Annotated in this window: 10 protein-coding genes; 4 read left to right on the top strand and 6 right to left on the bottom strand. The window is 49.4% G+C overall.

The genetic code is table 11. From position 1 onward, the window contains the following. Positions 1–137 precede the first annotated feature (137 nt). Positions 138–2,477 carry a fibronectin type III domain-containing protein gene (locus KI362_RS06380; RefSeq protein ID WP_301625729.1) on the top strand — a complete coding sequence of 780 codons (2,340 nt, stop codon included), beginning with the start codon at positions 138–140 and terminating at the stop codon, positions 2,475–2,477. Between the two features lie 146 nt (positions 2,478–2,623). Here the strand turns inward: KI362_RS06380 and KI362_RS06375 are convergent, their stop codons facing one another. Then, positions 2,624–3,397: a response regulator transcription factor gene (locus KI362_RS06375; RefSeq protein ID WP_301625727.1), complete on the bottom strand. Its 774-nt coding sequence runs from the start codon at positions 3,395–3,397 to the stop codon at positions 2,624–2,626. Further along, positions 3,384–5,030: a sensor histidine kinase gene (locus KI362_RS06370; RefSeq protein ID WP_301625725.1), complete on the bottom strand. Its 1,647-nt coding sequence runs from the start codon at positions 5,028–5,030 to the stop codon at positions 3,384–3,386. The genes KI362_RS06375 and KI362_RS06370 overlap by 14 nt, the downstream gene beginning before the upstream one ends. Before the next feature lie 213 nt (positions 5,031–5,243). Between KI362_RS06370 and KI362_RS06365 the strand changes: the two genes are divergently transcribed. Both KI362_RS06365 and KI362_RS06360 read left to right on the top strand, forming a co-directional pair. Continuing rightward, positions 5,244–7,052, top strand: a complete 1,809-nt coding sequence (locus KI362_RS06365; protein ID WP_374705625.1) for a flavocytochrome c — start codon at positions 5,244–5,246, stop codon at positions 7,050–7,052. Positions 7,053–7,599: 547 nt separating this feature from the next. Further along, complete coding sequence (locus tag KI362_RS06360) at positions 7,600–9,309, top strand: tetratricopeptide repeat protein (protein ID WP_301625809.1); 1,710 nt, start codon at positions 7,600–7,602, stop codon at positions 9,307–9,309. Positions 9,310–9,327: 18 nt separating this feature from the next. Here KI362_RS06360 and KI362_RS06355 read toward each other — a convergent pair whose 3' ends face one another. Genes KI362_RS06355 through KI362_RS06340 form a run of 4 tightly spaced genes read right to left on the bottom strand, consistent with a single transcriptional unit; the run spans position 9,328 to position 12,778 of the window. Next, a complete protein-coding gene (locus KI362_RS06355; protein WP_301625723.1) occupies positions 9,328–9,930 on the bottom strand; it encodes a response regulator transcription factor in 603 nt (200 codons plus the stop codon). Next, complete coding sequence (locus tag KI362_RS06350; protein ID WP_301625721.1) at positions 9,927–11,120, bottom strand: sensor histidine kinase; 1,194 nt, start codon at positions 11,118–11,120, stop codon at positions 9,927–9,929. Before KI362_RS06350 ends, KI362_RS06355 begins: the two co-directional genes overlap by 4 nt. 7 nt (positions 11,121–11,127) lie before the next feature. Further along, entirely contained in the window at positions 11,128–11,868 is a 741-nt protein-coding gene (locus KI362_RS06345) for an ABC transporter permease (protein ID WP_301625719.1), read from the bottom strand. Between the two features lies 1 nt (position 11,869). Continuing rightward, on the bottom strand, positions 11,870–12,778 hold the full coding sequence (locus KI362_RS06340) for an ABC transporter ATP-binding protein (protein WP_301625717.1): 909 nt from the start codon (positions 12,776–12,778) through the stop codon (positions 11,870–11,872). A gap of 291 nt (positions 12,779–13,069) precedes the next feature. On the opposite strand from KI362_RS06340, the gene trxB reads away from it, so the two are divergent. Next, positions 13,070–14,023, top strand: coding sequence for a thioredoxin-disulfide reductase (trxB, locus tag KI362_RS06335; protein WP_301625807.1), 954 nt, complete (start codon positions 13,070–13,072; stop codon positions 14,021–14,023). Positions 14,024–14,301: the final 278 nt, after the last annotated feature.

Genomic DNA, 14,301 nt, shown 5'->3' with positions numbered 1-14,301 from the left:
TTAAATTTTATTTTATGATCGTTTTGTGATTTATATCAATATTTTACTAAAAATGAATTAATTTCATGTACAAATACAAACCACAATGGTAAATTGCTAGTTAATATTTCCAAATACATACTAGAGGAGGGTAAAATTTGAAAAAATTTAATCATGTCTTATTAGCCTTATCTATCATTTTCGGCTCGTTGTTTTTCAATATGTCTTCTACACAAGCCGCTTCACCATTTGTTGGTGGCTTGTTGGGTGGAGAACAAATTCAAATCGGTACTGCCGTTGGACAGTCGGCTACTGTGTCTACATTGATAACAGATGGAGACATATCCACTTCTGTCCTTCTAAGTAATGGGAACATGGGGTGGTTCACATTCGTTACACCCGTTGATATTTCAGCAATAGCCGCAAAATTCACCAACACGGCGGCAGTTGAATTTTACGATAGCAATAATAACCTGTTACAGCGATATGAATTATTAAATAATGATGGAACACAAATGCTTCCAACAGTAGTACAAGGGGTTTCAACAGTTGCACTGAAATACACAGGGGCGAATTCGAGGGTATACGAATGGAATGTATTTACGAACCCAACAACAGCTCCTTTGCCAACCACCATCAATTGGATTCAAGGTGGAGATCAAGTAGCAAAATTAGAATGGGCAAATACAGGAGCAGAATCATACAATGTAAAGCGTGCGACATCTCCAGGCGGGCCTTACAATTTGCTCGCTACTGTTAAAGGCTTGGCCTATACAGATATATCTGTAGCAAACGGAACTACATATTACTATGTAGTCTCTGCAGTAAATCAAGCAGGAGAAAGCACCAACTCTGGAGAGAAGAGCATCAAGCCAGACATAAGTAATTACACCGGAGGATTATTGGATTGGAAGACTCTTCAAGTGGGTAAGACGATAACAACAGCAGCTAGTACGACGCGAGAAGTAACAGATAATAATACAATTACCAATACATTGCTAAGCAATGGAAACTTCATGTGGTACACTTTTGCATCACCGGTTGATATTTCAGCAATAGCCGCAAAATTCACCAACACGGCGGCAGTTGAATTTTACGATAGCAATAATAACCTGTTACAGCGATATGAATTATTAAATAATGATGGAACACAAATGCTTCCAACAGTAGTACAAGGAGTTTCAACAGTTGCACTGAAATACACAGGGGCGAATTCGAGGGTATACGAATGGAATGTATTTACGAACCCAACAACAGCTCCTTTGCCAACCACCATCAATTGGATTCAAGGTGGAGATCAAGTAGTGAAATTAGAGTGGGCAAATACAGGAGCAGAATCGTACAATGTAAAGCGTGCGACATCTCCAGGCGGACCTTACAACTTGCTCGCTACTGTTAAAGGCTTGGCCTATACAGATATATCTGTAGTAAACGGAACTGCATATTACTATGTAGTCTCTGCAGTAAATCAAGCAGGTGAAAGCACGAATTCTGGAGAGAAGAGCATCAGACCGGATGCAACAATGTTTACTGGTGGATTGCTGGATTGGAAGACCCTTCAAGTGGGTAAGACGATAACAACAGCAACTAGTACGACGCGAGAAGTAACAGATAATAATACAAGTACCAATACACTGCTGAGCAATGGAAACTTCATGTGGTATACTTTTACAAGTCCTGTAGAGATTACGTCAGTCGTTGCTAAGTTTACCAATAATGTAGTAGTCGAATTCTACGATAGCAATAACAACTTATTAGAGCAGTATGCTATAACAAAAAGCGACCAAGTTCAGTTACTGCCAGCCCCAGTTGAGTCGGTTTCGATTGTGGCACTGAAATACACTGGAGCAAATTCAAGAGTATACGAATGGAACATTTTCGGTGAAGGTGGAGAAGTCCTTCCCGAGAAGCCATTGAACTTAACGGCAACTGCAGGAAATAAGCAAGTTGTATTGAATTGGAGCAGCTCCGATAGCTCAGTTACAGAGTTCCATGTAAAGCGTTCAACGATACCTGGAGGTACGTATACCACTATCAATACAGTTACAAGCGGAACATATAGTTACACGGATACAAATGTTGTTAATGGCACTACTTATTATTACGTCGTGTCGGCAGTTAATGCAGTTGGGGAAGGCCAAAATTCAAATGAGGCATCTGCGACTCCAAAAGGCAGTGATGTTGTGAACCCACCAAACCCAGGTGAAGGTCAGACAGGAGAAAGAGCGCTGCTTCGTATTATCTTGATCAGTGGCATGGATAGAGAGTATGACTTGTCGATGGCAGAAGTAAACGCCTTTATCAACTGGTATGAAGCACGGGCAAACGGGTCCGGTAATGTAATGTTCGCTTTCGATAAGCATAATAATAACAAGGGGCCGTTTGTAGCCCGGAAAGACTATGTTTTCTATGACAAGATTCTGACTTTCGAGGTCAACTCGTATAATACCGGAACGAGTACTCCGGAAATTCCGGATTACGACCCCGAAGCTCATTAATTAGAACCGATATATTGTGGTAAATACGGAATTTAAAATATACTGAAACTTTCAAGAAAGTCTCTTTTAAAAGTCCCGAATACTAGGCTGAGTGAGTGTCAGCATTCGGGGCTTTTTTGTCAATTCATACCGTGAAAGTGTAGTCCCTATGCATCGATCCCCCGATTCTTATACTCCAGCGGAGACAGCCCGACCTTGTTTTTGAACACTCGGCTAAAATAGTATTGGCTCTTATAGCCTACCTTGGTGGCGAGGCTGTGTATTCTGATATTGGAGGCTGCATCGTCCAATACCTCTTTGGCCTTGGCTATTCTTAGCCCGGTTACATAATCCAGAAAGGAGAGCCCGGTCTCCTGCTTCATCCGCTTGCTGAGGTAGGTTGGATTCATATGAAATAAGTCGGCTACTCTAGTGATTGTCAGCTCGGGATCCTGATAATGATCGTTGATATACTCCGTTACCGTGTGGATCAAGAGTGTGCCGTCGCCGCCAGAGAGATTGCGGTGAGGATGGGGCTTATCCTGTGATGTTTTTGTATGGGATTGATCCGGAAATTTCTGCTGCAGATGGGTGTCCAGACGATATAGAAGCTGTTCCAGATCGCTCTTGGGGACTGGCTTCAGGACATAGTCAAAGGCCTGCAGCTGCACGGCTTGACGCGCATACTCAAAATTGTCATATCCGCTAATAATGACCACCACTATCGAAGGGAACCGCTTGTGCAGTAAGCCGATCAGATCGAGTCCGTTCATATTCGGCATATTAATATCAATAAAGCAGACGTGAGCAGGCAGCTGGTCCAATTGCTGCAAAGCTTCCCCTGCATTTTTGGCTTCTGCAACGACAGTGAAGGGGGAGTGACTGCTTTCAATGAACTGCCTCAACCCGCGTCGAATAATTGTTTCGTCATCTACAAGCATGATTTTCCACATTTTGCTCACACTCTTTTCTATCACTTTTTGGCAGACGGATCGTCATTGTGGTCATCTCCTCGCTGCTGCTTATCTTCAGCCCGTACCCTTTCCCATACAGCATTCTGATTCGATGGTTTACGCTGTATAGGCCAAATCCGGCTACGGCCCCGTCTTGTTTGTCCTCCGTCAGCATTTGGTTGATTCTGACGAGCTTGTCTGAAGGGATTGGCAGGCCGTCATTTGCCACATGAATTACAAGCTGATCTCCCGTGGAGCAGGCCTGGATTGAGATCGTGCATCTTCGGTCTTCCAGCGGCTTAATGCCATGATAGATGGCGTTCTCAACCAGCGGCTGAAGCATGAAGCGAAGGACCTGGCATTGTAGGATATCTTCTTCATAGCTCAGCTCATAATCAAGGATTTCCTCATACCGCACACATTGGATTTGCAAGTAGCTTTCAACATGGAACAGTTCCTGCTCCAGTGAGATATACGTCTCTCCATGGCCCAGGCTCAGTCTGAAGTATGTGCTTAGCGCCTCTACCATCTCAACGATATTATCAGCTCCGTATTCTCCGGCCATCCATTGGATCGTATCCAGGGTGTTGTACAAAAAATGCGGCTTGATCTGTTCATGCACCAGCTTGAGCTCGATTTCTTGCTTTTCTTGCTCAGAACGATACAGTTGTACAAGCATTTCATTGAAGCTATGGGCCAGGTCGCCAATTTCATCTTGTCGCGATTCATCTGCGCGTATATGCTGATTGCCCTGCTGCACGTTCTTCATCACCTGACGGAGCGCTTGAATGGGGCGAATAATAGAGGTCAGCAGCAGCATCAGTAATAGAATGAATATCAGTCCCAGCAGAGTGCCTACGATTAGAGCCGTTCGCTGAGTTCTCACGACAGCTAGAGACAGCTCGGAATCCGGCACCTCGAGTACGATTTTCCAACCCTTTACACTATCAATCGGGGCTTCAAATACACTGATTCCATCACACCCCTTGCTATGGTTACACCCAATCGCCTGCTGCTCCGGCTCGTCGCTTCCACCCACAATCAGCTTGCCAAGCTGGTCGTACATGGAGATATCCTCTGCAATCTCCTTCATCTTCTCTAGCGAGACCCCGGCGGCAATGTAGGCAGCTTCTTCATTCTTCAGGGGTTGAATGCGATAGAGGATAACAACAATCTCTACGCCGTTTGCTTTGGATACAATCGGATGACTGACTACATAATCGGCATTGGATTCGATAAGGTGCTGGTAGTAGGGACGATTCAAAATAGAGAAGGGCTTGTCCTCCATTCCCCAAGAGAAGGCATGAAGATCCACGACGCGAATTGATTCATATTCTTCCTGCTTTCGTCTCTCCAGCCTATGCGTCTCTTGCAGAAGCTGCTCTCTGGACCACTGATGGTCAGAGGCTAGAGCAGCCAGCGTATCAATTTCGCCAATTCTTTGATTAAACCAATAATCGATTTGGTCGCTGCGGGCGTCCAGCACCTGCTGGGTCAAGCTTTTGTTCAAGGGAATCACCGTATGATTCATCTCCATATAAATCGTAACCAGCAGAGCAAGAAACAGAAGCGTAAAGCAACTGCCCGCATACAATAAGAGCTTTTTCTGTATAGAGTTCATCGTGCATATCAGCTCCTTGTATTTCAAATGGCAGCTTGTCCGGAATAAAGCCCGAAAAAGATAAAAAACATCTGAATCGTGCAAATACTTGTGATTGCACCTGCCTTATAATAGCTCTTGTGCACATTTTCACATGAAAAGCTGTTTGTGTCTAGGAGCCTGGTAACAAAGAGGGCTTCCGGCCGTGAGAATCAAAATGGAGGGGAGAACAAAATGATGCAACGAATTTACTCAAAAAGAATACTGGCGATGCTGTTGACTTTATGTCTGGTGCTTATGGCAACTGCTTGCGGGGGCACGGAGACACCCAGCGCGAACAACAGCGAAGATGCTGGAACCAAGGTCGTTGAAGGTGTTGGACAAGGTAAGCACGGAGATATTAAGGTCAAGGTAACCTTCACGGACAATCAAATTACTGACATTGAAGTCGTGGAAAATAAGGAGAATGAGGTGCTGGCGGAGCCAGTCTACACACAGCTGAAGGAAGTGGTTATTGCAGCGAACAGCCCGGAGGTTGACGCAATTAGCGGATCCACTGTAACGAGTAATGGCTATCTGGATGCGATCAAGGATGCGATTGCCAAGTCAGGACTGACCCTTGCTGCCGCTGGCGCTGCGGCTAACAACGCCCAGAGCAAGGAGGCAGCCGAGCAGACATATGATGTTGTAGTAATCGGGGCAGGCGGAGCCGGCTTCAGCGCGGCTATCGAAGCGAATCAGGCCGGAGCCCAAGTCGTGCTATTGGAGAAAATGCCAACGGTAGGGGGAAACACACTTATATCGGGCGGAGAAATGAACGCGCCTAACAACTGGGTGCAGCAAAAGCTGGGAATTACAGATGATACGGCAGATTTATTTTATGAGGACACGCTTAAGGGCGGAGATAACCTGGGTACACCTGAGATGGTTCGCATTCTGGCCGACCATGCACTGGAATCTGCCGAATGGCTGCGTGATGAGGTCAAGGTGGAATTCCTGCCGGATCACCTGTTCCAATTCGGGGGTCACTCCAGAAAGCGCGCCTTGATTCCTGTCGGTCATACAGGAGCTGAACTGATTACAAAGCTGAAGACCAAGACGGAAGAGCAAGGCGTTACCATCAAGACGAGCATGAAGGCAGATGCATTGATTACAAATGATGAAGGCAGAGTAACCGGAGTAGAGGCTACTGACGGCAGCGGCAATAAGATTATTTTTCATGCAAAAATGGGCGTTGTAATAGCTTCAGGCGGGTTTGGATCTAATATAGAGATGCGTAAAAAGTATAATCCGGAAATGGACGAAAAGTACCTGTCCACGGACACACCGGGAACAACGGGCGATGGGATTGTCATGGCCGAGGCTTTGGGTGCTAAGCTCGCTAATATGGAATATATTCAGACTTATCCGGTGTGCAATCCGGAGACAGGGGTCATTTCTCTTGTCGCCGATTCCCGATTTGACGGTGCTATTCTGATTAATCAAGAGGGAGAGCGTTTTGTCGAGGAATTGGAGCGCCGGGATGTCATCTCGAAGGCCATTCTTGCTCAGACAGGGGGCTATGCCTATCAGCTCTGGAATCAGACGATTGCAGATATAGGCAAGACAATCGAAGCCCATCAGGATGAATATGATATGCTGGTTAAGCAAGGCCTGCTGTACAAGGCGGATACTCTTGAAGAAGCAGCGAAATTCTTTAATGTGGATATAGATACGTTGAAAGCCACCGTAAAAAAAGTAAATCAATATGCAAGCACGGGTGATGATCTGGATTTCCATCATCGCGGCGGACTGGTCTCGCTGGAGACAGGACCTTATTATATTCAAAAAGCCGTGCCTTCTGTCCATCATACGATGGGCGGGCTTGTAATTGATGAGAAGACGCACGTAATAAATGAGGTAGGCAGTATTATTCCAGGGCTGTACGCAGCAGGCGAGGTCACGGGTGTGATTCATGGCACGAACCGTCTCGGCGGGAACGCCATCGCGGATGTATTCACCTTTGGCCGTATTGCAGGACAACAGGTTGTGGCCGAGAATTAATCCAGCAATAAAATAGGATGGTATTTGTAAGAAATTAAGGAGCTAAGCGGTCTATTCTCGCTTAGCTCCTTGCTTTTTGTTGTCTGCTCGCTGTGGAAGCTCATTACCTCCATAGCCCACATCCGCGCCGATGGTGCCAGGGAGCTTTTCCAACGGGATAGCAGCTGCAGTGAACAAAAGGACATTACATTTCAGAGAAATAGGTTGAGAGAGTCTCTAGTGAAATTTTTGATATTAGAGTGTGCTAAAACTGGGGAAATTCATTATTTTGAGGAATTTAAGAGAAGATTCTTCACTAAAATGGGGTTCGAGCCTCGAATGGCGAATTTAAGGGAAAAAAATTCACTGCGTTAAACGGAGGCTCCCCCTCATTCCCTTGTGTCCCCCTATCACCTTCACCTGTATTTTACATAGGACGACAGCTACCGCTATGGTATACTGTAAGGTAGAGCTGAGGCTTAATAGACTTGATGGTAGATAGGAGGTGCCTTGTTTGAAAGAATATAGCGAACCGGATCAGCAGGAGGGGAAAGTGCTTCCGCTTGAGATGGATGCGGGCTTTTTCTTTGAACGGGCAGTCTCTTCACTGGACCGTCGCCACTATGATAAGGCATTAAAGTATTTTCGCAAAGCGGCGGAGTATGAGCCGCAGAATCCGGTAAATCATTGCAATCTGGCGGGGATTCTATCCGAGATGGGGGACTTCGAGGCTTCGAATGCAGCCCTGTCCATCGTCCTGGATGAGATCGATCCGAACATGACAGAATGCTATTTTTATATGGCTAATAATTATGCGAATATGAATATGTTTGAAGCGGCGGAGCAGGCACTGGTCACATATCTGGAGAGGGATGCCAGCGGCCAGTTTCTGGAGGAAGCGGAAGAGATGATGGACTTGCTTCAATTCGAATTGGAGCGTCCGACGAAGGTAACGAGTATTAAAGCCATGGAAGGTGTAGTCGAGCATGACCGCGCGCGTTTGTGGCTGGAGGAAGGCAAGTTTGTTCAAGCCGTCAAGCTGCTGGAGGAGATCGTGGAGAAGCAGCCGGACTTCCATTCCGCCCGTAATAATCTGGCGCTGGGTTATTATTACCTGGGCCGGTTTCAAAAGGCGCTGGATATGGTGGAAGAGGTGCTGCAGCAGGAGCCGGGGAATTTGCATGCGCTCTGCAATCTGGCGATTTTCAGTCAGCATGTGGGCGATCAAGAGGCGCTGAATGCCCTCTCGGGGCGTCTCGGCAAAATTGTTCCTTTTCATCAGGAGCATGTGTTTAAGCTGGCTACGACGATGGGAATTCTCGGCGACCACGAGGCAGCCTACAGTCACTTCCTCCGCTTGCTCCGGGAGGATGATATCGTGCCTGAGCCGTCCTTGTACCACTATACGGCTACCGCTGCTTTTTATACGGGAAGATTTCAGGCCGCAGAGAAGCTGTGGCGGCAAGCGAAGAGCCTGGATCCTGCCTCCAAGGTTGCTGAATACTACTTGGAGTGGCTGTCGCTTTTTCAGGAAGAATTAGGCCGTGACAAGGAAGAGATTGAGACAAGCAGTTCTTCTGTGCCCGTGATCAGTTACCAGTATCAATTGCCCTTCGAGGAGCAGATGAAGCATTGGGAAGGCTCGGAAGAGGGGCTTACAGAAGACCTGCTGGCGAATCCGCTCGTTCGGGCGTCCTGCTTCTGGGCGCTGCGTCATGGTGATGATAATGTCAAGCTGCAAGTGATCGAGGCCTTCCGGCATATTGCCGATCATGAGGCGGAGTTGGAGCTGCGGGCCTTTCTGCAGAATCCTGACGAGGATCCTCAGTTGAAAGAGACTGCCCGATTTGTGCTTCGCAACTGGAGTGCCGAGCAGGAATGCGCGGCGTCTAAGAAGGAGCGTGAGCTTGCCGGTGCGCTGCAAGGAGAATCTCATAGATTGCCGGTCTGGAAGGCCGAATGGCAGGCCGTGCTTGATCTTGTGTCCCTGCAGAACAAAGGAGAATTTGATGCAGAGAAGCTGCAGGATTTGAAATCCTTATGGATAGAGTTCCTGGACTCTATGTACCCGAATGTGCCGGAAATCAAACACCTTGAGGGCTGGGCAGCTGCGCTGGAATATCTGGTCGCCAAGCTTCACAATCTTCCGCTCACCTATAAAGTGCTTGCTGAACGCTACGAGGTTACTGCATCGCTGATACGGCGTTATGTAGAACGGATTGATGAGGTATGCGCGGTCAAGAAGCGATTGAAGCCAACCTTTCCATTCGTCCAATAAAATATAGGACAAGGGCCGTCAAATCCAGCCCTTGTCCTCTGCCAGCCGGATCGCTTCGATCCGGCTTTTGGCGTCCAGCTTGCTCAGTATCTCCGAGATGTAATTGCGCACCGTCCCGCTGGACAAATGCAGCCGCTTGGCAATTTCCCCGGTGCGATAGCTGGCTGCTGCGAGCTTTAGAATCTCCTGCTCTCTTGGCGTGAGCGGATTCGCTTCCCGCAGACTGCCGAAGACCAGCTCGGGAGCGACCTCGGTATGTCCTGTCATGACCCGGCGGATGGCTTCGGCCAGGCGATCGCTGGATTCGTCCTTAAGCAGATAGCCGTTAACGCCCAAGCGGGCGGCCCGCTCAAAATACCCGGGTCTGGCAAAGGTCGTCAGGATGATGATCTTACAGGCCTCTCCCCGCTCCTTAAGCTTCTCGGCCACATCCAATCCGCTGAGCACAGGCATTTCGATATCCATCAGACATACATCCGGCTTGAGCCGTTCGATAAGAGCCAGGGCTTCTTCTCCGTCCGCTGCTTGTCCCACAACCTCCAAATCGTCTTCCAGGTCCAGAAGTGAAGCAAGCGCTCCCCGTAGAAGCCGCTGATCTTCGGCAATAACAATGGATATCATTCGGCACCTTCCTCCTTCCGGTCTTTAATGACAAAGGGGACCTGTACGGTCAAGCGGGTCCCTTTTCCATGCTCAGGCCTGGAGAACCGCAGAGAGCCTTCAATCAGCGAAAGCCGCTCAGCCATTCCCTTCAGTCCGTTACCGGCGCTTGTTCCCGTTCCGGCTTCAGGGTCGTCCGCGCATGATCCCGTATCGCTTAGCGGCAATCCGATGCCGTTATCTTCAATCTCGATCTGAAGCGAGGATTCAGAGCTGGCGATGCTGATCCGGCAATGAGTGGCTTGACTGTGCTTGACCAGATTGGTGATCGCTTCTTTGATACAAAGGCTGAGAATATTTTGCGATAGCGGCGAGACACCGATCTGTTCCGGTTCTCCTTCGACGGTGAAGTCAATCCCGGCTGCTCGCAGCATCTCGCGTGCCTCGGCGATCCCCTCCGCAATACTCGAAGCACGCATATCGGACACAAGCTCCCGGACCTGCCGCAGGGCAGCTCTGGATGTTTGTTGTATTTCCTTGGCCTCGGCTTGCGCACGCAGCGGATCCTTTGCGATAAGCTTCTCCACGAGTTGACTCTTCAAAGTGATCAAGGACAACGTATGCCCCAGCGTGTCATGCAGGTCGCGGGCAATCCGCATCCGCTCCTCCCGGGTGATGAGCTCCTTGATCTGCTGCTGCGCCATATCCAGCTCCTGCTCCAATTGCTGCTTGCGCACCATGGACCGGATGCCGAAGGGAGAGGCCAGCATCAGAATCAGAAAGGGGAGCGTGAAGATCAGTTCCAAAGGCTCCATTTTAGGGATGATTAGCGCGATAAGGCCAAGCTCCATGGCGGTAAAAGCGGTGATGAAAACTCTAAACATCCGATGATCGCTATACCAGCCGATAAAATTGGCTGTAAAAAAACCCATATAAAGGTTGAACGGACTATATCCCAAACACATCACCAGAATCAGGGCCATTTGCACAATCAGCCACCAGGTGAAGGCGGTTCCTGTCACATTATAGAGCTGGCGATAGGTCACCACGAACACGGCGATAAATACATAACCGAAGGCTAGCTTCAGCCCGGTCTCCTGTTGGAGGTTAATAATGGGCAGCGCGATATAGACCAGCCACAAGTAGGGGAAAAAGCCAAACCTTTGCGGAAACAGCCGAAAACGGCCATCACTCGTTCTTGCTTGCTCCATTCCAGAATCACACTACTTCCTGTTTTTTGCGGATATACGTGGATAGTACCATAAACACGAGGAGGTAGCCCAGTAAAATCAGGAAGTGACGCAGATCAGGCGTCTGTCCGTTGACAATATCCCAAGCCCCGTTGCCGTAGTTATAGGAAGGCAGCCATTTGCCAATCTGCTGCATCACCGAGGGAAAGGTCTCGATCGGCATCCACATACCTCCCAGCAGGGCCATTATCAAATAGATTGCATTGCTGACCCCGCTCGCCGTATCTACCCGCTTCATGTTGCCGATCATTGTTCCGATGGCGAGAAACGGCACCGAGCCGGCCAAAATCCAGAGGGCGCTGTATACCCAGGTCAGCGGAGGCAGGGATACCCCGTTGATCAATACGCATGCTCCAAATATAAACCCGATTGAGATCAGATGCATGACGGTCTGACCGAACATTTTGCCGAAGGAATACATCCATCCGGGCAGCGGCGTCACCTGCATGAACCGGGTCCAGCCTTCTGTGCGCTCCTGCACCAGTCGAATGCCCAGCGTCATAATCGAGGAGCCCATTACGCTAAAGGTCGTCATGGACATCAGGTAATGGGCGGCCCATTCCTTCATGTCTCCGCCTGTATCAATGATTCGGGTGAATATAAAGTAGAAAATAACCGGCATCAGCAAAGACCAGAATACATAGTAAGGGTTTCGAATCACTCGCAGCAGCTCGATTTTACATTGCTTGATCAGCATTTTAGTCGCCATGTTAAACCGCCTCCTCTTGGATGGATGTCAATTGCTCAAAGGCCTCGTCCAGACGTCCCTGGTCCACGGCAATATCACGAACGCCGAGCTTCTCGGCAAAAATCTGCTCCAGCACTTGGTCCGTATGATCGGTGTGAATTACGATACGGCCCTCCTGCTCGCTAAAAGCGGATAGCGCAGGATTGCTTGCCAGCTTGCGGCGAAATTCCAGATTATCCTCCAGCGGGAGGAATGACACCGAACGCTTGACGATCACCGACTTGATCTCCTCCGGCGTCCCGTCCGCAACCAATGCGCCCTGGTGAAAAAGAAGGATCCGGTCAGCCGCATCATCCGCCTCTTGCAGATAATGGGTGGTGAACAGAATGGTCTTGCCTTGCTTGGCGAATTCCCGGATCTGGTCCCAGAAGCGGCGCCGGGCACCGATATCCAGACCTACGGTCGGCTCGTCGAAGAAGAGCAGATCGGGATTGCCGGCCATTGCGAGGGCGAAGCCGAGATTCCGCTTTTGCCCGCCGGACAGTTTCTCTGTGTAACGGTTCAAGTCCTTCCCGTGCAGCCCGGTCATAGCGATCAAAGCGTCCATGCTCATCGGATTCGGATAATAGCATCGTATGAGCTCCAGTACCTCGCGTACTTTAAGCCGGTCCATCAAGCTTACTTCCTGGAGCATGGCGCCGATGTGGTGACGGACGGACGGTTCCTTAGGAGACTTGCCAAATACTCGGATCTCTCCTTCTGTAGGTTCTAGCAGGCCGAGGATCATGGACAGGGCCGTTGTCTTGCCTGCGCCGTTGGGGCCCAGAATAGCTACAATAGAGCCTTTGGCAATGCGGAAAGATATGCGGTCTACCGCTTTTTTGTCCTTGAACGTTTTGCTTACCTGCTTCAGTTCTATAATGGAATCCATCAGGATCATCCCTTCTGTGGTTACCGGAATTTCCCTTGTGGGAGCTTTGATCTCAGCATATCGGATCTGGCGGAAGCTCGTTAGTAGGGAGTGTCATGATTTTAAGATGACAAATGTCATGTGAGAGCCGGATTAACCTGCTTTTCGAACAAATTGGAATGGATAGGCGGGCTAGCGGCGGGTAAACGGGCGTCATGTTGGGTAAAACTTAGATAGTAGAACAGGATGGGAGATGAGTCGTTGTGAAGACGATGTATTTCTGTCATCCATCAAGGAGGTAGCGTGATGTCGATATATAAGTCTATTGTGATCGGAACCGGGCCAGCAGGGCTGACGGCGGCCATTTACTTGGCAAGAGCGGGGCTTGCGCCGCTTGTGATTGAGGGAATTCAGCCGGGCGGTCAGTTGACCACGACGACGGAGGTGGAGAACTTTCCGGGCTTTCCCGAAGGGATTCAGGGGCCGGAGCTGATGGACCAGATGCGCAAGCAGGCAGAGCGCTTTGGCGCGGAGTTCCGGAGCGGTTGGGTGACCGGGGTGGATTTTGCGAGGCAGCCTCGAATCATCACACTGGAGGGCGGAGAGACGCTGCAGACGGAGACGGTAATTCTGTCGACAGGCGCGTCGGCCAGATACCTGGGAATACCGGGCGAGCAGGAAAATGTCGGGCGGGGAGTCAGCACGTGTGCGACCTGTGACGGTTTCTTTTTCCGGGGAAAAAAGCTCCTCGTCGTCGGAGGCGGGGACTCAGCTATGGAGGAAGCCAGCTTCCTTACACGCTTCGCGACACAGGTGACCATTGTGCATCGGCGGGACGAGCTGCGGGCCTCCAAGATTATGCAGGATCGGGCTCGAAGCAATGGAAAAATTGCATGGGCGCTGAATCGGACGCCGGTGGCCGTCGAAACGGACGAGCTGGGGCGGGTCAAGGGTCTGCGGGTATTGAACAATGTTAGCGGTCAAGAGGAGCTGCTAGAGGCGGATGGCTTATTCGTGGCGATCGGTCATACGCCGAACACGGCATTTCTCGGGGGGGCGGTCGAGATAGACAGCCATGGCTATATCGTGGTTCAACCGGGGACGACGAAGACGAACGTGCAGGGCGTATTCGCTTGCGGGGACGTGCAGGATACACGCTACCGCCAAGCCATTACCGCAGCAGGCAGCGGCTGTATGGCAGCGATGGACTGCGAGAAATACCTCGAAGGCAGCATGGTGCACGACTGGAGCGAAACGCTTAATTAAATACTCGATCTGATGCTCAGTCTTCTTTAGCAAGGGCCGGAGCCATTCCTATCTGGAGGGCACCGGCCTTTGATTTACAATTTACAATCCAGTGCTCCCCCGTTGCAATAATCTGTTTAACGGACATTAAGTCTCCTTACGGCACAACTTTGATGAGGTCTGAGGTGTAACGGACATTTTGGGAGCTAAAAAGGGAGAAATGAGTAGATATAAGCTAGTTGACCCACATAAGAGCTGAATATGTCCGTTACATATCAATTTAGAGGGGGAGAGTATGT

The sequence above is a fragment of the Paenibacillus apis genome, from assembly GCF_018333295.1.
GTDB lineage: Bacteria > Bacillota > Bacilli > Paenibacillales > Paenibacillaceae > Fontibacillus > Fontibacillus antibioticophila.
The sequence above is the reverse complement of the archived record's forward strand: the minus strand, read 5'-3'. Positions and strand labels throughout refer to the sequence as shown.